The organism is Neisseria weixii (assembly GCF_042658245.1).
GTDB lineage: Bacteria > Pseudomonadota > Gammaproteobacteria > Burkholderiales > Neisseriaceae > Neisseria > Neisseria weixii.
In genome coordinates this window covers 83397-106043 of record NZ_JBHSPY010000002.1, presented here as the reverse complement: position 1 = coordinate 106043, position 22647 = coordinate 83397, and the positions used below count along the sequence as shown (strand labels likewise).

The following is a 22647-nucleotide window of genomic DNA, read 5'->3' as shown; positions in this document are numbered from 1 at the left end:
CTATCAGTAATATCCATTAAGCTCATATTTTTTATGGAAAACACTCAATGAAAAAACTCACTGCCCAAAACCTGCACGTACAGCTCAACGAAGCACTCGAGAGCAAAGAATTTGTGTTGATTCTCAACGCCATCATCAGGTTTTTGCGCAACGGCGGTAGAAGACTGGCCTCAGAGCGTTTTGATTTAATCATTGCCACACTGAAAAACAATCCGGATTTAGCCCGCAAATTCAGCCAACGTTTTTATATTTGGCTGGAAAAAGTACACGTTTATCCGGCGCTCATCAAACTCGGCTTATTTTCACGTGACAGCTTTATCCGCGAAATTACCATCCGCATTTATGAGCGCTTTAGCCCATCTTTCAAAGATTTCAATAATTTATTGGAAGTTTTTCTTTACCTTTTCCATACCCAAAGCGATGAAAAATGGTTGCAAACCCTGAATTTGCGACAATGGTTGGCTTTATATGAGCTGATTGAAGAGCATGCGGATCCGACTTTGCTGCAAATTGTGCAACGCAAATTGACCGATTCTCTGCTCCGCTCAATGGAAATGCTCTCACTCTGGATTGCCTCCGAAGCCATTGAGCCGGAATTGGTGCGCATTGCGCCGCGCTTGCTGCATTCCGATTCGCCTTTTGTCGCCTTGCAACGCGAAATGGCCAAGCTGATTGAACATTATCGCCTCGAAACCACGCCTTACGACACCGCTCATCTGGAAGTGATGTTCGATCAATGCGTTAAACAAGTGGAATACTTGGCTCGTCGCGGCACTGGTGCAGGCTCCGGCTCATCAGTCAAAGTAGCACATTTGTTGGAACGCTTGCAGCAGACCTTAGGCCGCCTGAAACTTTTAACCAATATTCAAACCCAGCCGCAGCAGCGCACACGTTTGACTATTGTGCTGATGAATCACCTGATTAATGCTGCCGTCGGCCAATACAGCACACGTGAATTACGCCGAAGCAGCATCCGCATGTTGGCGCGCAGCATCACCGAAAATACCAGCAACCACGGCGAACACTACATCACGCGTGACCGTAGAGAATATATGAGCATGCTCTACTCGGCAGCCGGTGGTGGTGTGATTATCGCTTTAATGGCGCTGAACAAAATCCATATCAGCACCCTGGGCTACAGCGAATTCATCAAATCTGTATTATCCGGCCTGAATTACGGCATAGGCTTCATGATTATCCATATGCTGCATTTCACCGTCGCCACCAAGCAACCGGCCATGACCGCCGCGCGATTTGCCGAAAAAGTTGATTTAAACGAACGCGGTCGCGCGGTCGACAATAAATTGGCTAAGCTGCTGATTGATGTGTGCCGCTCGCAAAGTGTGGCTGTATTTGGCAATGTGGTGGTGGCGATTTTGTTGGCGGGTGTGATTTCGGCAGCTTTTATCAGCAGCAACCAGCAGCCTTTATTGAGTGAACAAAGCGTGGCCTATCAATTAAAATCGATTGATATCTTTACTCAGCCGACACTGTGGTATGCTGCTATTGCCGGAGTTTGGCTGTTTTGCTCGGGGATTATCGCGGGCTTTTTTGACAACCGTTCCGATTATCTGGATTTACGCAACCGCCTGACTGTGAATCCCTTTTTACGCAAAATCATGCCTGCGGCCTTGCGCAAGCACTTTGCTGAATACATGCACAATCATTACGGCTCGCTGATGGGCAATTTTATTTTCGGTATGCTGCTGGGAATGACCGGCTTTTTCGGCCATCTCTTTAATCTGCCGCTCGATATCCGTCATGTGGCTTTTTCTTCGGCCAACTTGGGCTATGCAGCAGTAAGCGGTGATATTGGCGCGGCTGCGTTCATCTACGGCATGATCGGCGTGTTAGCTATCGGCACAGTAAATCTGATTGTCAGTTTTGTTTTGGCTTTATACGTCGCCTTACGTTCACGCGGCACAGAAATCAGCAGTATGTCGAACCTCATCAAAAACGTGTGGGCCCAAGTCAAAACCAACCCGCTGCAATTGGTTTATCCCGTACAGATTCCAAGCAGTGCCAATGGTAACGGCAAAGATAACGGCGATCAAAAATCACACTAACCTCTTTAAAAGCAATCGTCAGCAGGATTCTTCAACAAAAGAATCCTGTTTTCATCTTCAGACGGCCTGATTCTGCCAAAATTATAAATTACTGCTTACGGCTCATCTGCCTACAGTACATCAACTCCGATGCAATTAACCACTTTTTTTGTGCTATCAGATGATTATGCGCATGAGATTGCCACTTTATAATGCCAAAGGCCGTCTGAAAAAATTTTCTTTCAGACGACCTTTGATTTGAGTCAAACGATATGCACAGTTTCTATATGAAATAAAGGTATTCATTTAAAGCATGTAGATGATAAATTTTAACCATGATTTAAATTTAATTATTATAAAATCAATTAGATAAATATGATTTTATAATCACATCCTCATGATAAACAAATAGCCGTATGAAGCGATTGGCAATATTGTAATGAAAACCGGTTGGCAGCCTCTAGGCATGGGCTATGACTTGCAGTATGATGTTTGGCAGTGTAAAAGAATTTTAAAAAATTTCCCTGTTAATTCAGACTGTTTGATATTTTACCTTAATCGGAGCAGGCATTATGTTGACTCAAACCCAGCAGGTCGATTTGACCCTTCAGCACTTAAAAGAGCGTGTATTGACGATTTACACGCCCGAGCAGCGGGCAAGTATTGAGCGTTCGGAAGATTGGCAAAAATTCAACGAGCGTTTGCAAATGCATTTTCCGAGCTTGATGTATGAGTTGGATAATGTTTACGGCAGCAATGAAGCTGTTTTGCCGATGCTGGAGCAATTGTTTTCCCAAGCATGGCAAAGCTATTCACAACGTGCCAAATCACTGAAGCAAACCGATGCGGCTCGTGAAGCCGATCCCGATTGGATTTTGTCGAACAAACAAGTCGGCGGGGTGTGTTATGTCGATTTGTTTGCCGGCGATTTGCAGGGTTTGAAAACAAAAATCCCTTATTTCAAGGAATTGGGGCTGACTTATCTGCACTTGATGCCGCTGTTTAAATGTCCGGAAGGTAAAAGTGACGGCGGCTATGCCGTAAGCAGCTACCGCGATGTAAATCCCGCTTTAGGCACGATTGACGATTTACGCGATGTGATTGCAGCCTTACACGAGGCCGGTATTTCTGTGGTAGTCGATTTTATTTTCAACCACACGTCAAACGAGCATCATTGGGCATTAGAATGCGCGGCCGGTAATCCTTTATATGACAATTTCTACTATATTTTCCCCGACCGCTGGATGCCTGACCAATATGACCGTACCTTGCGTGAAATCTTCCCTGATCAACATCCGGGCGGCTTCTCTCAATTGGAAGACGGCCGTTGGGTATGGACGACGTTCAATTCTTTCCAATGGGATTTAAACTACAGCAACCCTTGGGTGTTCAACGCTATGGCCGGTGAGATGATGTTCTTGGCTAATTTGGGCGTGGATATTCTGCGCATGGATGCGGTGGCTTTTATTTGGAAACAGATGGGTACGACCTGCGAAAGCCTGCCGCAAGCCCATGCCTTGATTCGCGCGTTTAATTCCGTGATGCGCATTGCCGCACCGGGCGTGTTCTTCAAATCCGAAGCCATTGTTCACCCTGATGAAGTAGTGCAATACATCAGCCAAAATGAATGCCAAATCGGCTACAACCCACTGCAGATGGCCTTACTATGGAACACCTTAGCTACGCGCGAAGTCAACTTACTGCATCATGCATTGACCTACCGCCACAATCTGCCGGAACACACCGCATGGGTGAACTATGTGCGCAGCCATGACGACATCGGCTGGACATTTGCCGACGAAGATGCCGGTCAATTCGGTATTCACGGTTATGACCACCGCCAATTCCTTAACCGCTTCTTTGTCAATCATTACGATGGCAGCTTTGCCCGCGGCGAACCGTTCCAATACAACCCAACTACCGGCGATTGCCGCGTGAGCGGTACGGCAGCAGCATTGGTCGGTTTGGCGCAAAACGACCCGTTTGCCGTTGATCGCTTGAAACTACTTTATAGCATTGTGATGAGTACGGGCGGTTTGCCATTGATTTATCTGGGCGATGAAGTCGGCACTTTAAACGATACCGATTGGTCACATGACGAAAACAAACGTGATGATAGCCGCTGGGCACACCGTCCGCGTTACAATGAAGAATTGTACAATCAGCGTCACGATGAATCGACTACTGCAGGCCAAATCTATCAAGGTTTGCGCCACATGATTGAGATTCGCCAAAACAATCCGCGTTTCGACGGTGGCCGTTTGGTAACGTTCTATACGCACAACAAACACGTTATCGGCTACATCCGCAACAATGCGCTGTTGGCCTTTGCCAACTTCAGTGAATTCCCACAAACCATCACTGCACACGCGTTGCAGGCGATGCCGTTCCAAGCGACAGATTTAATCAGCGGCGAAACCGTAAAATTGAATCAAGATGTGGAATTGCGTCCGTATCAAGTGATGTGGTTGGAAATCGCGTAATGCATTGAATTTTGATTGAAGTGATTTAAAGGCCGTCTGAAAACTTGTTTTTCAGACGGCCTTTTTTTGGTTTCTTCATCATAATTTTTTAGTTATACAGCACAATAAAGCCCTTTTTATGAGCCTAGACATTCAAAAGAACAATATCTACTTTTACATTTTTTACTATTGACTACTCAAAATGCTGCTGAGTAGAGCTTAAATGTGAATTGGTTTCTTGAAATTATCTTTCAAAAAATGCAATCAACATAAATCACTAATCTAGTGTCATATAGTAGTAAAATTCAATATTTAATACTTACAACATGATAAGCAGAAGATTGATTTTAGCTGGTTTATCATCAGTCTTAACCTTTTATTAGATGTAGTTTTACATAATATTTTGAATTTAAATAATTTATATTTAAATTATGTTAATAAAATATTGGTTGTCGTGTAGTAAAATTAATTCTTGACCTGAAATTAAGTTCAAGTAAAATCAAAAAATGAGTTTCAGAAAGTTACATATAAATCAAACGAAATTCGTTACATTATATAACTTAACTTCACGGATAATGCGATTTTAAAGGAGTTTGCAATGAGTCAACAATACATATGGCTGCATATCGGCCTCGGTTCATTCCATCGTGCACACCAAGCATGGTATTTTAATGAATTGATTGAATCCGGCGACGACAGTTGGGCGATTGCGGCAGGTAATATCCGTAACGACAGCGAGCACACTGTGGAAGCAATGTTGGCTCAAAACGGCGAATATGTTTTAGAAACCGTCAGTCCGCATGATGAGCGTGAATATGAAGTGATTAAATCCATCAAGCAACCGATTCGCTGGGCAGCCGATTTGGCGCCACTGATTGCCGTGGGAGCGGCGGAAAACACCAGAGTAATCGCCTTTACCGTTACCGAAGCAGGCTATTACCTTGACAGTAAATTCAAGCTGGTACAAAACGATACGGCTTTGCAGGCGGATTTGAAGGGCGGCCATGAAACCATCTACGGCGTGATTGTTAAAATCCTGCGCGAGCGCATGAAGCTTTCAGACGGCCGCGTGACCTTATTGTGTTGCGACAATGTACGCCACAACGGTGAGCGTTTCCATGATGGTTTGGTTGAATTTCTGCAATTAACCGATCAAAACGATTTGATTGATTGGCTGGCGCAAAACGCCACTACGCCGAACACCATGGTTGACCGCATTGTGCCGCGTCCTGCTGAAGATTTGCCTGCGCGTATCAAAGAAAAAACCGGCATCGACGATAAAGCGCCGGTCATGGGTGAAACCTTTATCCAATGGGTAATTGAAGATAATTTTAAAGACGGTATCCGTCCGGCTTTGGAAAAAGTCGGTGTGGAATTGGTGGAATCGGTGATTCCTTACGAAGAAGCCAAAATCCGAGTGTTGAATGTGCCGCATGCTGCAATTGCATGGGCGGGCACTTTGCAGGACGAACTATTTATCCACGACAGCACCTTAAACGATAAAGTACGCCAAGTGGCCTATGATTATGTCACCGAAGACGTGATTGCCAGCTTGGGCAACGATTTGATTGATTTGGGTAAATACCGCGATGTGGTGCTGGAGCGTTTTACCAATCCGCACATCAAAGACACCAATCAACGCGTTGCGGCCGACGGTTTTTCAAAAATTCCGGCGCAAATCCAGCCAACCTTAATCGAACGCTATAAACAAGGCGCACGCCCGGCGGCCACCGCATTGATTCCGGCAATTTTCTTCGTATTTATGGAACAATGGCACCAAGGCAAGCTGCCCTATGCATATCAGGACGGTATTTTGGATGAAGCTGCGGTGCATGCGATGTTTGAATCTGATGACCCGATTCATGTGTTTGCCACCGATAAAGCGTTGTTCGGCGAATTGGCTGAGAATGCCGATTTTGAAGCCTTGTTGCGCGAACAAGTCGCCAAAGCGCGTCAATTTGTGAAATAAACCGAACCAGGCCGTCTGAAAAGACAAAACTTCGAAAAATATCTTTCAGACGGCCTTTTCATTGCCTTTAAGGAAATCATTATGTATCTCGGTTTAGATTACGGCACATCCGAAATCAAAGCGCTATTACTGGACGAACACGCCAATATCGTTTGTACGCACGGTTTGCCGCTTTCTATCCAGCGTCCGCATCCGCAATGGTCGGAGCAATCAGCGGCGGAATGGTGGCAGGTAACCAACGATCTCATGACCAAAATGCGTGAAAAAGCCGGTAAGGCTTGGTATGCGGTAAAGGCCATCGGTTTATCCGGCCAAATGCACGGCGCGGTGTTGCTGGGACAGGACAATCAAGTGCTGCGCCCGGTGATTTTGTGGAACGACACCCGCAGTGCGGAAGAATGTGCTCAATTGGAAGCTGCCGTACCTGATTTACACGGCATCACCGGTAATTTGGCCATGCCGGGTTTTACTGCGCCGAAATTATTGTGGGTGAAAAAACATGAGCCGGAAATTTTTGTTCAGACGGCCTCAGTATTGCTGCCGAAAGACTACATCCGCTTTTTAATGACCGGCAAAAAAGTATCGGAAATGTCGGATGCGGCCGGTATGTTGTGGCTGGATGTGGCCAAGCGCGATTGGTCGGATAAAGTGTTGGAGGCCACAGGTTTGACCCGGGAAAACATGCCTGTCTTGATTGAAGGTAGTGAAAGCAGCGGCACGCTCTTGCCGGAAATTGCCGAAAAATGGGGCTTGGCCTCGGATGTTATCGTGGCCGGCGGCGGCGGTGACAATGCTGCCAGCGCGGTAGGTGTCGGTGCGGTAAACCCGGGTGATGCATTTATTTCACTGGGTACTTCGGGTGTGGTGTTTGTGGTGAACGAAGCCTACCGTCCTGCGCCCAAAGACGCGGTGCATTGTTTCTGCCACACATTGCCTAAGCGCTGGCATCAAATGAGCGTAATGCTGAGTGCGGCGGCCTGTTTGAGCTGGTATTGCAAACTGATTGGTGCGCGTGAAGCTGATTTGTTGGCCGAAATCGCCGGCTTGAGTGCGGAACAAAAAACCAATGCGCCGATTTTTCTGCCTTATCTTTCAGGTGAACGCACACCGCATAACGATCCGTTTGCCAGCGGTGTTTTCCACGGTATCCGCCATAGCAGCGACCGCGCGGTAATGGGTTATGCTGTGATTGAAGGCGTGGGCTTCGGCATTGCCGACGGTGTACGCGTTTTACAGGAAAGCGGGACGCATATCGAACAATGTTCGTTATTGGGTGGCGGCGCACGCAGCCCTTTCTGGGCAAAACTGCTGGCCGATACACTGCAATTACCGATTGTAACCCATAAAGGCGGCGAAACCGGTGGCGCATTGGGAGCGGCACGTTTGGCGGCCTTGGCTGCCGGTGCCGATGAAAAAGAGGTTTGTACCAAGCCTGAAATTGCGCAAGTTTTTGAACCTGAAGCCGCCAATGCGGACTACTTGGTCAAACGTTATGCGCTGTTCCGTGCTTTGTACCAACAAGATAAAGCTTTTAGACAGGCTCAGGCGATCTGAAGTTTTATGAATCATAAGCACAGTGATGAATGCCGTCTGTTTGCTTTCAGACGGCATTTATTGAATCTCAAATCAAAGGATGATGATGAATAAATTAGAAACAGAAACCAAACAATGGCTGGGTATGCCCTTGAATTTGGTATGGGGCTATCTTGCCATTGCCCTGTTTATGACCGGCGACGGTTTTGAATTGGCATTTTTGTCAAAATACATTACCGACTTAGGCTTTACGGAAGCGCAATCTTCTTCGGCTTTTGCAGTTTACGGCTTTGCCGCAGCATTGTCGGCTTGGATTTCCGGCGTATTGGCGGAAATCATCACTCCGCGTAAAACCATGATTATCGGTTTTATCATGTGGTGTGTTTTTCACGTGTTGTTTTTAATTTTTGGCTTGGGAGACAAAAGCTATCCGCTGATTATGCTGTTTTACGGCATCCGTGGTTTTGCTTATCCGCTGTTTCTCTATTCATTCATCGTGATGATTGTACAAAACGTGAAAAGCACCCAAATCAGTCCGTCTATGGGTTGGTTCTGGACAACTTATTCCGTGGGTATCGGCGTGTTCGGCAGCTTCATCCCAAGCCTGACTATTCCTGCTATGGGGGAAATGGGTACACTTTGGCTGGCCTTGGTGTTCTGTATTGCCGGCGGTCTGATGGCAATGGTGATGTTGCGCAATGTCAATTCCGAATCGCCGATGCACGATTTGCCGATGAAGGAAAAATTCGGCGAATTGAGCCGTGCGGTGACACTGCTGATTACCAACCGCCAAATTCTGTTTTCAAGCTGGATTCGTATTATCAACACCTTGTCACTGTTCGGTTTTGCCGTCATCATGCCGATGATGTTTACCAAAGAGTTGGGGTTTACCACTTCGCAATGGCTGCAAATCTGGACGGTATTCTTTGCCACCACACTGATTTCGAATGTGTTTTGGGGTATTGTCGGCGAGAAGCTCGGCTGGGTAAAAGTAGTGCGCTGGTTCGGCTGTATCGGTATGGCGGTTTCCTCACTGGTGTTTTATTATCTGCCGCAATGGTACAACAAAATCGCACCGGAGGGCATAGAAGGTGCCTCAACGTCCGAATTCATGATGGCATGGATTCCGGCAATTTTGCTGGGATGGTTTGTGGCGGCATTTGTGCCGATGACGGCTGTGTTTACTACGTTGGAACCGAAACACCAAGGCGCGGCCATCTCGGTGTATAACCTGTCAGCCGGTTTGTCGAATTTCGTTGCGCCCGCAATTGCGACTTTAGTGTTGCCGATGTTTAGTTTTATCGGCGTGGTGTATGCTTATACTGCCTTGTATATTTTTGCTTTCTGCGTAACCTTCCTGTTACGTGTGAAGCAGCCCGGTTTCGATATTTACGGGCGTAAAGAGAAAAGCGTCTGATTTGAGTGAACCCCATCAGGCCGTCTGAAAACTTGTTTTTCAGACGGCCTTTTTGTATTGATTTCAGGTAAAATACCGCCTTTGCGCTTAGCCATCTTGATATAGAGCTCCCCATGATCGAATTAAAAAACCTAACCTTACAACGCGGTTTGAAAGTGTTGCTGGATAAAGCCAGCGTTACCATCAACCCCAACCAGCGCGTAGGCTTAATCGGTAAAAACGGTACAGGCAAATCCAGCCTTTTTGCGTTGATTAAAGGCGAAATCAGTCAGGATGGCGGCGATATTCTGATTCCGCGCACATGGAAGCTGGCGGCTGTAGCGCAGGAAACGCCGGCTCTGGAGACATCGGCACTGAATTATCTGTTGCAGGGTGATACCGAATTGCAAATGTTTCAGACGGCCTTAAGCCAAGCTGAAGCGCAAAACGACGGCATGAAGCAGGCAGAATATCATGCCAAATTAGAAGAAATCGATGCCTACACTGCGCCGGCACGCGCGGCCAAATTATTGAGCGGCTTGGGCTTTTCGCAAGAAGAGCACGCCAGGCCGGTGAAAGCGTTTTCCGGCGGTTGGCGTATGCGCCTGAATTTGGCGCAAGCCTTGATGCGGCGCGCTGATTTGCTGCTGCTTGATGAACCGACCAACCACTTGGATTTGGAAACCGTGTTATGGCTGGAAAATCATTTGGCCAATTTGGCGTGCACGCAAATCATCATTTCGCACGACCGTGATTTTCTCAATGCTACCACCACGCAAACAATTGAATTATCGAACCAAAAATTAACCCAATACGGCGGCAATTACGATTTCTACCAAAACGAGCGCGCGCAGCGTTTGTCGCAGCAGCAAGCCGCCTATGTGAAGCAGCAAACGCAAATCAAGCATTTGCAGTCATTTATCGACCGCTTTAAAGCTAAGGCCACCAAAGCCACCCAAGCGCAAAGCCGTATGAAAGCCTTGGCAAAATTGGAGCGCATCGCACCCGCTCACTTGGACAGCGAATTTTCGTTTGAATTTGAGAGTCCGGCGCATTTGCCCAATCCTTTGCTGAAACTGGATAAAGCCGATTTGGGCTACGGCGATCATGTGGTTTTGCACGATTTGAGATTGTCGCTGGAAAGCGGCGCGCGTTACGGGTTGCTGGGTGTTAACGGTAGCGGTAAGTCGACCTTTGTTAAAGCGTTAGCAGGTGAACTGGATTTGCTTTCCGGCCAGATTGTGCGCTCGGAAAAACTCAATATCGGCTATTTTGCGCAACATCAGCTCGATACGTTACGCGATGACCAAAGCCCGATTTGGCATATCCAGCAGCTTTCACCGGAAGTGCGCGAGCAGGAAATCCGCAATTTTTTGGGCGGTTTCAACTTTGTCGGCGACATGGCTTTGCAGAAAATCGAGCCGTTTTCCGGCGGAGAGAAAGCACGTTTGGCCTTGGCAATGATTGTGTGGCAAAAACCGAATCTGCTTTTGCTTGACGAACCGACCAACCATTTGGATTTGGATATGCGCCACGCTTTAACCTTGGCCTTGCAAAGTTTCCAAGGTGCATTGATTGTGGTGTCACATGACCGCAGTTTGCTCGAAGCCACGACCGACGGTTTCTTATTAATCGATAAAGGCCGTCTGAATCCGTTTGACGGCGATTTGAATGATTACCGCCAATGGCGCTTGGCGCAAGAAAATGCCGCTACCGCACCTGCTGACTCCGTTCAATCGCAAAACCGCAAAGACACCAAACGCATTGAAGCGAAAATCCGTCAGGAAAAAGCCAAGCGTGGCAAGCCGGTTCAGCAGGAAATCGACAAAACGGAAAAAGAAATAGCCAAGCTGATTGAAATTCAGACGGCCTGTGAAGCATTTTTGGGACAAGAAGCCGCGTATTTTGATGAAAACAAAGCCAAGTTACAGGAAACACTCACGCAATTGGCTGAAACTAAAGTAAAATTAAACGAATTGGAAGAAAATTGGCTGCTTTGGCAGCAGGAGTTGGAAGAGATCTTGACTCAAATTGATGCCGAGTTTGCTTGAATCGTTTCATCTTAATAATAAAATAATAAAAAGCTGTCTGAAAAAATCATAAGATTCTGATTCTAATTTTTAAGAAATCGTTTGGGTGATTTTATAAGCGGCCGAATGCACATTGTCCCACTCACTTTAAAATCATCACCATGCCGTCTGAAAGGTAGGTGTGGTGTTTCAGAATGAACATGAAATACTTTGCTTTAAATACATTTGCCGCCGTCATCGCGTTTTCAAGCTTTACGGCAGAAGCCAGCAAAATCTATACCTGCGAAATCAATGGCACGGTGGTCTATACATCACGCCCGTCCGGCGACTGTCATGCACCTGATTTACCGCCGATTGGCCGATACAGCAGCGCACGTTACGATGCGCCTGAAATGATGGCCGCGCCTGAGTCGCAGCGTAAAGCTGCTAACAACACCAAGCGTAGCCCAAGTAAAACAGTGAACGCCAAAGCAAAAGCACCGGCGGCACCGATTCGCCCGACCACGGCATCCGTTGCCGCTCCTGCACCGAAACCTGCCGCCAGCAACAGCCGTCGCACTATTTTGGAAATCGAATTGAGCAACGAGCGCAGGGCATTGTCAGAAGCGCAAAAATCGTTGGCACAAGCGCGTGCAGTGAAAGGTGGCACTATTGACCGCCAGCAAATCAAAAATCTGGAAGGTGCGGTGCTCGACCGCCAGCAAAACATTCAAGCTCTGCAACGCGAATTGGGGCGTATGTAAGGTTGGGCTGAGCCGGCTAATGATTTAATATAGAACAATGAATGTAGAAGCTATTTTTCAAGCAGCGTCGCTGACCCATTAGCTTATATGGCCACATTGATCCCTGGCATACTGTTTAATATTTTGGGTATTTGGTTGTTTGCTTATATGGGAAATTTCTTGATATTCAATGAAATGATCGTGAAGTGTTGCGCGTACCACCCCACGAAGAAAAATCTGCAAAATTCTGTTTTATAAACAAAGGCCGTATCAGCCAAAAATCTGCTGATAACGGTCAGCAGAATAACCAACATAAAACTGACCGTCTTTCTCCAACACCGGGCGCTTAATTACGCTCGGATGTTCAACCATAATGCGAACGGCTCCTTGCTGTTCGGTCGCTCGCGCCTGTGTTTGGGCATCTAATTTGCGCCAAGTCGTGCCGCGTTTGTTCAATAAATTTTCTAAAGGAATTTGCGACAACCATGCCGTAATCAATTCAGGTGTAGGCGGTGATTTTTTAAAATCGGCAAACTCGGCTTCTACGCCGTTATCTGCCAGCCATATGCGGGCTTTTTTGACTGTGTCGCAATTGGGAATACCATATAATTTAATCATGTTCAGCCTTTCTTTTATTTTTGCCCTTCCATTCTACCGAGAGCTTGTACAGTTTGCCACAAAATACGGTAGAATAACCAGCAATGGCTTTGGCCGATATTCCGACACACGACATCATTACGGAGCGACCCGATGAAAAAAAACGTCACGCTTTCTTTAATTGCCGCCGCTGTGCTTATGGCGGGCTGTTCAGACAATAAGCCGAGCAATTCTTTATTTGAAAAAACCATCAATCAATATGCAAAAAAACAAGGCATTTGTTTGCCTTTGGTTTTGAATGTACAAAATCCAAGCGCCGGCGACAGCTTCACGCAAGTGCCGATCGGCGCGCCTGAAATCAAGTTGGCAGAAAAAGACCGCAAAGGCAACAACATCAACAAAACCGCGTTGAAGCAATTGAATATTCTCGAAAAAGAAGATTTCTACGAAAAATCTAAAGAAACCATGCCGGTTGCCCCTAACAGCGATGAGACTATCAAAATATTGGTTTATAAGCTGACTGAAAAAGGCGGAAAACAAACCCGCGCCAAAGAAAGAATGCCGCATTTCTGCATTGGGCACCAAGAGGTCAGTAAAATCAATTGGTACACCGAGCCTGGCCCGTCTAACGGTATGACTGTTTCGCGCGTGTCTTACGAAGCGAAATTTGTACCGGAAAAATGGATTGGCAATTTATTGAAAGCCGGCGGCAATGCCAAATTGCCATTGGACGAAGTGCGCGTACAAACGGCTACACTGGTTAAAACCAGTGACGGCTGGAAAGATTCACGCGAATTGCGTTGATTTTTTGTGTGTTTTACCGCTATGAAAAGGCCGTCTGAAAAGATTTCTTTCAGACGGCCTTTTCATGGGTTCTATTTAATCCGCTTGAACACCAAATCCCAAACGCCATGCCCTAAGCGCTTACCGCGGGCTTCGAATTTGGTTTCCGGACGGTAATCCGGTGTTGGGGCATAATCTTCAGCTGTGTTTTGCAGGCTGTCGAAAGCGCTTAATACTTCCAGCATCTGCACCGCGTATTCTTCCCAGTCGGTTGCCATGTGGATGTAACCGCCTATGGCTAATTTCGGTAATAGTTTTCCGACAAAATGCGTTTGCACCAAACGGCGTTTGTGATGGCGCTTTTTGTGCCACGGATCCGGAAAAAAGATGTGAATACCCGATAATGCGTCGTCAGCGAGCATGTTTTCCACTACTTCTACGGCATCGTGACGCATCACGCGGATGTTGCCGACTTGCTCTTCTTCAATCAGTTTCAAAATATTGCCGACACCGGGGCCGTGTACGTCAATCGCCAGAAAATCAGTTTCCGGCAAACGCTTGGCGATCTCTACCGTAGCCGTACCCATGCCGAATCCGATTTCCAAAACTTTCGAATTGCCGCGGCCAAACTGTTGGTTTAAATCGATGACGGCATCTTGATAGTCGATACCGAATTGCGGCCACATGGTGTCGATGGCCCGCTGTTGCGCGGCAGTCATATGTCCTTGGCGCAATACAAAGCTGCGGATAGAACGCAAATGCTCTGCAGGTAATTGGTTTTCTTCGTGGTTTTGAGTGGAATCTGTCATACTGGTTAAATTTTTATAATCGAAATGAAAGGCAGCCTGAAACAAACAGCTTGGAATATATAGCGCACAATTATACCTGATTATGCTTCTTTCAGACGGCCTTTTCTTGATGTTTATACTTTCAGACCGCCTGTTGCCATTGCGCCAGCAAAGCTTTCAACATATCGGTTTGCTCATGGCCATGTTCAATCGCTTTGCAAAGCCACTCACAGGCTTTGGCCGCATTTTTCTGAACGCCAATGCCGTGAAAATACAGGCAGGCCAGATTGTATTGCGCCATAGTATCTTGCTGCTCGGCGGCAGATTCAAACCATTGCGCGGCTTGGCTGAAATCGGTCTCCACCCCCTGGCCGCTGTAATACATCATTCCCAAATTGGTCTTGGCTTTAATGTGCCCCAACTCTGCTGCTTGGAGATAAAGCGGTAAGGCTTCGGCACAGCTTTGACGCCGCTGCAAACCATAATGGGCGGCAAAGGCTTTTTGATAAAGGCTTTCTGCTTGTTGGCGTTGTAAAGCGGCCTGTTTGGCCTCTTCATAATGCTGATGGTCGTTCAATGCGCTGTCGGACAATAATTTTTGATGCGCTTTCATATCGCCCAAATCTGCCGCCCGACGGTAATATTCACGAGCCTTTTGCGGATACGCCGCCACGCCCAAGCCATAACGGTAAATATCGCCCAATAAACGCAAGGCTTGCGGATGGTTGTTTTCAGCAGCCTGTTTCGCATGATGATATGCATTTTGCGGATTTCGCTCAACATACCGGCCTAATAGATAAATTTCCGCTAAAGCAGCATGAGCATCATTTTCGCCGTTTTGTGCGGCCGTCTGAAACCAAGTCAGCGCTTCATCACTGTTTTGTGACAATAAAATCTCAGCCAGTGCGGTTTGTGCAGGCGCGATACCGTGTTGAGCGGCAACCTGCAAATGCGCCATTGCTTGCTTCAGGTCTTTTGCTACACCTTGCGCCAGTTTATATTGCAATCCAAGCTGCCAATGCGCTGCGACAAAACCCTGTTCGGCAGCCAAACGGTAAAGATGATGTGCTTTGTATAAATCGGGTTCGGCAGCATATTGATGATATTGCGCCAAAAAATACTGCGCTTGCGGGTGGTTTTGCTCGGCTGCCTTATTCGCCCAAAGCAATGCCTGTTGGGTTTGTCGCCTATCGTTAAATGCACGCATCAAACGCAATTGCGCATGCACCAAACCCTCTTCGGCCAATTCTGTGTAGTGCGGCAAAAGGGGTTGAACATCGCCGTTTTCCGATTCTTGCAATTGCAACAGATTATAACGGGCATAAACATGCCCTGCTCTGGCTGCTTGCTTCAAGAATTCAATACCGGCGGCAAAATCCGCTGCAATGCCATTGCCGTTAATCAAACACGCAGCCAGCTGAAAAGCGGCTTCGCTGTGTCCGATCTTCGCAGCCTGCTGCAACAAAGGTACAGCTTGCGCATAATCAGGCGGGGATTGCAGCAAAAATTGATTGGCTTGGTGATAAAGATTTTCGGCTGTCTGTGTCATATGGCGTTTTATTTATTTATATTGTTTTGACATTCTAACCGTACTAAAAAGATGAACCGAATGATGATGACAAGCTGTTGGATTTTTAACTTAAACGTCATCTGCTCTATATAAAGAGGCCGTCTGAAAACGATTTTAGACGGCCCGGCATTTAGCTTATGGTATTTTTCTTCAAGAACATATTTACCCCGCTTTCACAACGAATTTGCTGCGTTTCTAAAGTATGCTTTAAGAGCACATCGTTTTGCGGCAACGCATCGCGCTCTGCCTCATGATGCCACAAATGATAAGCAATGCCGGCAAATTTGAGATTATGTCGTTTCATACCGTTGTGGTAGCAGCGGGCCACAAACTCACTGTCTTCTCGTCCCCAACCGACAAACCAATTGTTAAAGCCGTTTACGGCCAAGGCATCTTCGCGGAAAAAGCTCATGTTGCAGGTTTTGATGCCGCGGTGGTTTTGGCTGCCGTTTTTGCCGACCAAAGCAGACAAACAACGGCATCTTAAAGCGGAAAGACGCTTTTCAATACCTGAATCAAACACAGAAAGATTCGGCAATTGATCAGAGGCCAGAATTTCCCGAGTTCGTTTTTCAGTCAAAATCACGCGCGAACCTTGCACCAAACGGCCTTTAAGTGCCAGTTTTAAATGATCGGCAATAAACGAAGCATCCAGAAGCATATCCCCGTCAATCAATACAATATAATCACCTTTGGCCACCGCCAACGCACGATTGCGTGATTCGGCAGCACGAAAACCATCGTCAGGCCGCCAAGAATGCTTCACCGGCACCGGGCTCTGCCGATTAACGTATTGAATCACATCTGCCGTTTCGCGGGTCGAACCGTCATCGGCCACAATAATTTCATCGGGCAAGCGCGTTTGCGATAAAGCCGATTGCAACACAAAAGCGAGCGCATCCGGCCGGTTATACGTAGTAATAATCAGCGATACTTTCAGGTTCTGGTTGCGCTCATGCAGCTTCACATATTTATAGTAAGAACCTTGCGCATTGGCCACCGAAATCGTGAGGCCGTCTGAACCGTAGGCAAAACCGCGTTTCAGGAAATAATTTTTGATAAACGACACGCCGCCGTGCAATAAAGCTTGAGCAGGAGAAGTCTGCTTTTTAAAGCGGTTTTCATCGGCATACAACGAAGAATATTGCTGCATTTTCTGAATCAAGCCTTCCGCGTTTTCAAAAGAATAATGTTTCAGACGGCCTGACAAAGAATGGTTTTGCGCATCTTTGGGCAGCACCAGCGATTCGTGGACTTGGCGGTCAGAAAAGCGGGTAAAACGGCGGTGATAAAGGCGTGGCAGAATATCCGGATACCAGCCGCAGCCTTTAATCAAACGGCCGTTGTAATGATTCAGGCGGGACAAGGTATAAATATTTTGCGGATTATTTTCCGCCACGGCAGCGCGTATGCTGCCGATTAACTCCGTATCAGGCACTTCGTCGCTGTCGATGCTGAAAATCCAATCGTTTTGCGCCAAACGTGCGGCCATGTTTTTCATCGGGCCGAAACCGATAAAATCATGCTTGAAATAGCTGACGTTTTTAAATTGCGCGGCAATCTCGAATGTGCGGTCGGTCGAACCGTTGTCGAGCAGCAAAACTTCATCGAAATCGCCCAGCGCGGTCAACACTTCCACCAAATAGCGTTCGGAATTTTTGACCAACATCGCGGCAGTTGCCGGAATTCTTGTGTTTATCATAGTCAGGCCGTCTGAAAAATATCTTAAACGGCTGTATTTTACCCGATATACCGCTACAATACGCATTTCATTTTTCAGACGGCCTATTGACTATGCGATTGCTGCTCGCCCCCATGCAAGGATTATGCGACGACGTGATGCGTGATTTATTAACGCGTATCGGCGGTTATGACGAGTGCATCAGTGAATTTGTGCGCATTACCCACACCGTGCATTCCCGCGCTACATGGTTGAAATATGTGCCCGAAATCGCCAGCGGCAACAAAACCTTTGCCGGTACGCCCTGTACAGTGCAGCTTTTGGGCAGCGATGCCGACAATATGGCCGTCAATGCTTTGGAGGCAGTACGCTTCGGTGCCGATAAAATAGATTTAAATTTCGGCTGTCCTGCACCGACAGTCAACAAACACAAAGGCGGCGCGGCTTTGCTGAAAGAGCCGGAATTGATTCACCATATTGTCAAAACCTTGCGCAGCCGCCTACCCGAACATATTCCGCTGACCGGAAAAATGCGTTTGGGCTTTGAAAACACCGATTTGGCCTTGGAATGCGCGGCTGCCATTGCCGAAGGCGGCGCATGCGGTTTGACCGTTCACGCCCGGACCAAAGTCGAGGGGTATGAACCTCCCGCGCATTGGGATTGGGTACGTAAAATCCGCGATGCAGTGTCCGTTCCGGTGACCGCCAACGGTGATGTGTTCACGCTGGCAGATTATTTGGCAATTAAAGATGTCAGCGGCTGCAACAGCGTGATGCTGGGGCGCGGTGCGGTGATTCGGCCCGATTTGGCGCGGCAAATCAAACAGTACGAGGGTGGCGAAACAGTGTATCCCACCAATTTTGCTGAAATTGCCGGTTGGATTAATCTCTTTTTTGATTTGTGCGTGGCCAAAGAAGCCAACAATAAATATCCCGTGGCGCGTTTGAAACAATGGCTCGGCATGATGAAAAAAGAATTTCCGCAAGCGCAGGATTTGTTTGAGCGCGTGCGAACCTTGAAAGAAGCGGATGAAGTGAAACAAGTATTGTTGGCATTTGAAACAGAACAACAGGCCGTCTGAAAAAATGCCGTCTGAAGATTTTCAGACGGCATTTCTAGCGCAATAAAATTAGATTAAGAAAAATTAGATTAAGAAGCCAATACGCGCGGGAAAAACACTTCGTTTTCCAAATGGATATGGTCGGTCAAATCACTGACCATTTCTTCCGCCAAACGGTACAAGCGCGTCCAGCTGCCGCAGGCATGTTCCGGAATTTCAAAATTGTTGGTTAATTCGCGCAGGCGTTGGATGGCTTTGTCGTGTTCTTCATGTTCGTGCATCATTACGCTAATCGGCATCGCCGCTCCGCGCCCGACCCCCTGATTCACCATCGGAAACAGCATGCGCTCTTCCTTCATCATGTGGCTGAGCAGCTCGTTTTGCATATAGGCCAATAATTCAGCAATTTCAGCCGGAAAAATATCGGCATGCACCGTTGCCACTTTTTGCGCCAATGGTACCAATTCATCAAACTGCGCGCGATGCACATTATGATAACGCTGCAAAATATGGTCGATGGTTGCATGAAAAGGCGCAGTTTCCCAAACGGTAAAATCAGTCATGGTCAGGTTCCTTGTGTTGGTTAAAGGCTTTCAGACGGCCTTTTTTAAAGATACATATTTTATGAATGTATTTAATGAATGCAAGGATACACCGGTTTGGCTGCTTTGTATAGCATGAATAAATGAAATAAGTCATTAAGAATAGGAGTGATTTTCAAATATTATGAGATCTTTGCAAAATTCCTATCTTTGGCACATTTCTTCGTTGTGTGCTGCTCGAAAGCTTGCCTATCTTCATGATATATCTTCGCTTTCTGTGCTGCGGCAATTTGAACTGCACTCACACCTAGGGTTTTGCAAAGATCCCATTATTTGAGAATACTACAGTTAGACAATAAAAAATCCCAAGTCAATATTGACTTGGGATTCATATATATGGCAGAGGGGAAGGGATTCGAACCCTCGATACGCTATTAACGTATACACACTTTCCAGGCGTGCGACTTAAACCACTCATCCACCCCTCTGTAATAAAAGACTATTTGCCTGTAGGCTTTAAGCAAATAATAAAAATCCGGTTTCAAACCGGAAGTTTTGGTGCCCAGGAGAAGACTCGAACTTCCACACCCGTGAGGATACTAGCACCTGAAGCTAGCGCGTCTACCAATTCCGCCACCTGGGCATTCAATTTTTCAGAGCAAAGAGACCAATCTTGGTGCCCAGGAGAAGACTCGAACTTCCACGCCCGTGAGGACACTAGCACCTGAAGCTAGCGCGTCTACCAATTCCGCCACCTGGGCTTTGCTTTATTTACCGTTTTACGTTACAGTACCGAAGAAGGTGCCGCTGAAAACGAAAACGAAGTGGCTATTATATATTTACAACGAAGAATGTCAACTGTAAAAATGAATAAAAAAATTAAATCATTAAATCTACGAGAAAAAGATCCTTACTTAGAGCGAGAAAAGCAACGTTATGCTGAACCGTTGCCCAGCCGAGAGTGGGTGATTGAATTATTAGAGCAAAAAGGCGTGCCGACCAAAATAGAGGTTTTGGCGCGCGAGCTTTCCATTAAAGACGAAGAATACGAATTTTTCGAACTCCGCCTGAAAGCTATGGCGCGTGATGGTCAGGTGTTGATTAACCGTCGCGGTGCGCTGTGTGCGGCGGACAAACTGGCTTTGGTGAAATGCCGTGTTGAAGCACACAAAGACGGATTCGGTTTTGCCGTGCCTTTGGAAAAAACCGGCGAAGGCGATTTTGTTTTATACGAACGCCAAATGCGTGGCGTAATGCATGGCGACATTGTCACCGTGCGCCCTGCCGGCATCGATCGCCGCGGCCGCCGCGAAGGCATGGTGCTGGATATTGTCGAACGTGCGCAAGTTCAAGTGGTCGGCCGCTTCTATATTGATCGTGGTATCGCTATTTTGGAAGCGGAAGATAAACGCTTGACACAAAGTATTGTGCTGGAGCCTGAGAGTGTGGCGCGATTTAAGCCTGAATCAGGCCAAGTAATTGTGGCTGAAATCGAGAGCTACCCTGAATTACACCGCCCTGCTGTGGCCAAAATCATTGAAGTATTGGGCGAATATGCCGACAGCGGCATGGAGATCGAAATTGCTGTGCGCAAGCATCATTTGCCGCACCAATTCAGTGAAGCTTGTCAAAAAGCTGCCGCCAGAATCCCCGATCATGTGCGTAAAAGCGATTTGAAGGGACGCAAAGATTTGCGCGATTTGCCTTTGGTGACCATCGATGGCGAAACCGCACGTGATTTTGATGATGCGGTTTATGCCGAGCGCATGGGTCGCAATTTCCGCTTGGTGGTAGCAATTGCCGATGTCAGCCATTATGTGCGTCCGGGCGATGCGATCGACAATGATGCAGTCGAACGCAGCACCAGCGTCTATTTCCCACGCCGTGTAATTCCAATGCTGCCGGAAAACCTTTCCAACGGCATTTGCTCACTCAATCCAGATGTCGAGCGTTTGTGTATGGTTTGCGATATGTCCATCACTTACGCGGGCAATGTCAAGGAATATCAATTTTATCCGGCGGTTATGCGCTCGCATGCGCGGTTAACTTATAATCAAGTGTGGCAATGGATTGAAGAAGGTTCCGACGATCCGCTGAAGCCGCAAATCGATACCTTATATAAACTCTTCCAAGTATTACAGAAAAAACGCCAAGATCGTGGTGCCGTCGAATTTGACAGCGTGGAAACTCAGATGATTTTCGACGACAACGGCAAAATCGAAAAAATTGTGCCGGTGCTCCGCAACGATGCGCATAAACTGATTGAAGAATGTATGCTGGCAGCGAATGTATGTGCGGCGAATTTTCTGTTGAAAAACAAACATACGGCCCTATTCCGCAACCACTTAGGCCCCACACCTGAAAAATTAGCCACTTTGCGCGAACAATTGGGCTTGCTGGGTTTGATCTTGGGTGGCGGCGATAAACCGACCCCGAAAGATTATGCTGTCTTGGCGCAGCAATTCAAAGGCCGACCGGATGAAGAGTTGCTGCAAGTGATGATGTTGCGCTCAATGCAGCAGGCAGTATATGAACCGCATAACGATGGCCACTTTGGTTTGGCTTACGAATCATACGCCCACTTCACTTCGCCTATCCGCCGCTATCCGGATTTGACCGTGCATCGCGCCATTAAAGCCGTGTTGCAAGGCGAAAAATACACGCCGCTAAAAACATGGCAGGCTTGGGGGGTGCATACTTCATTCTGCGAGCGTCGTGCCGATGATGCCAGCAAAGATGTTGAAAACTGGCTGAAAACTTATTATATGCGCGATAAAGTGGGGGAAGTGTTCAAGGGCAAAATTTCCGGCATGACCAGCTTTGGCATTTTTGTTACCTTGGACGACATCCACATCGACGGTTTGGTACACATCAGCGACTTGGGCGAAGATTATTTCAACTTCCGACCTGAAATCATGGCGATTGAAGGCGAACGCAGCGGCGTACGCTTCAATATGGGTGATGAATTGATGGTTAAAGTTGCCCGTGCGGATTTGGACACCAGCAAGATTGATTTGGTATTGGCAGACGGTAATGAAAACGGCACAAAAAGCCGCCACCTAAATTCACGCCGCGCGCCCGGCAAAACCGAAAGTAATCAATCAGCCGCAGCCGAAAAAGTCAAAACGCGCAGTAAAAAACTGTCGGCAAAGGAAATTGACGAGCAAATGGCTGCCGCCAAGCAAAAAACTTCACGCCATAAAACGGATGAACACAAGCAAGCGGCCAAATCAAAGGCAGCAAAAAGCAAAAAATCATCTAAAAATAAAGGCGTTAAAATCAAAGTAAAAAACAGCGGCGAGCCTTCCGGCAAACGCAAAGGCCGCAGCAAAGCTAAATCTTAAATTAGAGAGCCAAAGGCCGTCTGAAAGTTTATTTTCAGACGGCCTTTGTCTTATTACTGCTTGCTAAAACTGAAGTTTTTTACATAGCGCAAAAAACCATTGCTTCAATGGTGTTATACTGTAA

15 protein-coding genes and 3 tRNA genes are annotated in these 22647 nt (G+C 47.0%); 10 read left to right on the top strand and 8 right to left on the bottom strand.

The window, feature by feature from the left end; translation table 11 throughout:
- Positions 1 to 47: 47 nt before the first annotated feature.
- The 7 genes from ACFPVS_RS02335 (at position 48) to ACFPVS_RS02305 (ending at position 12178) form a co-directional block, all read left to right on the top strand.
- Complete coding sequence (locus ACFPVS_RS02335; protein ID WP_378595311.1) at positions 48 to 2066, top strand: site-specific recombinase; 2019 nt, start codon at positions 48 to 50, stop codon at positions 2064 to 2066.
- 551 nt (positions 2067 to 2617) lie between these two features.
- Positions 2618 to 4528, top strand: a complete 1911-nt coding sequence (locus tag ACFPVS_RS02330) for an alpha-amylase family protein (protein ID WP_096295239.1) — start codon at positions 2618 to 2620, stop codon at positions 4526 to 4528.
- Between the two features lie 577 nt (positions 4529 to 5105).
- On the top strand, positions 5106 to 6476 hold the full coding sequence (dalD, locus tag ACFPVS_RS02325) for a D-arabinitol 4-dehydrogenase (RefSeq protein ID WP_096295240.1): 1371 nt from the start codon (positions 5106 to 5108) through the stop codon (positions 6474 to 6476).
- 81 nt (positions 6477 to 6557) lie between these two features.
- A complete protein-coding gene (gene xylB, locus ACFPVS_RS02320; RefSeq protein WP_123803681.1) occupies positions 6558 to 8030 on the top strand; it encodes a xylulokinase in 1473 nt (490 codons plus the stop codon).
- An 85-nt stretch (positions 8031 to 8115) separates the two neighbouring features.
- Positions 8116 to 9426 (top strand): MFS transporter, encoded by a 1311-nt coding sequence (locus ACFPVS_RS02315; protein ID WP_096296112.1) that lies wholly within the window; start codon positions 8116 to 8118, stop codon positions 9424 to 9426.
- 113 nt (positions 9427 to 9539) lie between these two features.
- Complete coding sequence (locus ACFPVS_RS02310; RefSeq protein WP_096295241.1) at positions 9540 to 11456, top strand: ATP-binding cassette domain-containing protein; 1917 nt, start codon at positions 9540 to 9542, stop codon at positions 11454 to 11456.
- Between the two features lie 179 nt (positions 11457 to 11635).
- Positions 11636 to 12178 carry a hypothetical protein gene (locus tag ACFPVS_RS02305; RefSeq protein WP_096295242.1) on the top strand — a complete coding sequence of 181 codons (543 nt, stop codon included), beginning with the start codon at positions 11636 to 11638 and terminating at the stop codon, positions 12176 to 12178.
- Between the two features lie 249 nt (positions 12179 to 12427).
- On the opposite strand, the gene ACFPVS_RS02300 is transcribed toward ACFPVS_RS02305, so the two are convergent.
- The gene (locus ACFPVS_RS02300; protein ID WP_096295243.1) at positions 12428 to 12775 is read right to left on the bottom strand and encodes an arsenate reductase; all 348 of its coding nucleotides are present in this window, start codon (positions 12773 to 12775) and stop codon (positions 12428 to 12430) included.
- 132 nt (positions 12776 to 12907) lie between these two features.
- On the opposite strand from ACFPVS_RS02300, the gene ACFPVS_RS02295 reads away from it, so the two are divergent.
- Positions 12908 to 13558: a hypothetical protein gene (locus ACFPVS_RS02295; protein WP_123803684.1), complete on the top strand. Its 651-nt coding sequence runs from the start codon at positions 12908 to 12910 to the stop codon at positions 13556 to 13558.
- Positions 13559 to 13629: 71 nt separating this feature from the next.
- Here the strand turns inward: ACFPVS_RS02295 and trmB are convergent, their stop codons facing one another.
- The 3 genes from trmB to ACFPVS_RS02280 form a co-directional block, all read right to left on the bottom strand.
- Positions 13630 to 14346, bottom strand: coding sequence for a tRNA (guanosine(46)-N7)-methyltransferase TrmB (gene trmB / locus ACFPVS_RS02290; protein WP_096296113.1), 717 nt, complete (start codon positions 14344 to 14346; stop codon positions 13630 to 13632).
- A 121-nt stretch (positions 14347 to 14467) separates the two neighbouring features.
- Complete coding sequence (locus ACFPVS_RS02285) at positions 14468 to 15874, bottom strand: tetratricopeptide repeat protein (protein WP_096295246.1); 1407 nt, start codon at positions 15872 to 15874, stop codon at positions 14468 to 14470.
- A 151-nt stretch (positions 15875 to 16025) separates the two neighbouring features.
- On the bottom strand, positions 16026 to 17594 hold the full coding sequence (locus tag ACFPVS_RS02280; protein WP_378595373.1) for a glycosyltransferase family 2 protein: 1569 nt from the start codon (positions 17592 to 17594) through the stop codon (positions 16026 to 16028).
- Positions 17595 to 17689: 95 nt separating this feature from the next.
- On the opposite strand from ACFPVS_RS02280, the gene ACFPVS_RS02275 reads away from it, so the two are divergent.
- Entirely contained in the window at positions 17690 to 18658 is a 969-nt protein-coding gene (locus ACFPVS_RS02275; RefSeq protein WP_096295248.1) for a tRNA dihydrouridine synthase, read from the top strand.
- Between the two features lie 68 nt (positions 18659 to 18726).
- Here ACFPVS_RS02275 and dnrN read toward each other — a convergent pair whose 3' ends face one another.
- The 4 genes from dnrN to ACFPVS_RS02255 form a co-directional block, all read right to left on the bottom strand.
- A complete protein-coding gene (gene dnrN, locus ACFPVS_RS02270) occupies positions 18727 to 19200 on the bottom strand; it encodes an iron-sulfur cluster repair protein DnrN (RefSeq protein WP_096295249.1) in 474 nt (157 codons plus the stop codon).
- Positions 19201 to 19576: 376 nt separating this feature from the next.
- A tRNA-Ser gene (locus ACFPVS_RS02265) sits at positions 19577 to 19667 on the bottom strand.
- Between the two features lie 68 nt (positions 19668 to 19735).
- Positions 19736 to 19822 (bottom strand) — tRNA-Leu (locus ACFPVS_RS02260).
- A 31-nt stretch (positions 19823 to 19853) separates the two neighbouring features.
- Positions 19854 to 19940: transfer RNA gene (locus tag ACFPVS_RS02255), tRNA-Leu, on the bottom strand.
- Positions 19941 to 20045: 105 nt separating this feature from the next.
- Between ACFPVS_RS02255 and rnr the strand changes: the two genes are divergently transcribed.
- Complete coding sequence (gene rnr, locus ACFPVS_RS02250) at positions 20046 to 22523, top strand: ribonuclease R (protein WP_378595305.1); 2478 nt, start codon at positions 20046 to 20048, stop codon at positions 22521 to 22523.
- Positions 22524 to 22647 lie beyond the last annotated feature (124 nt).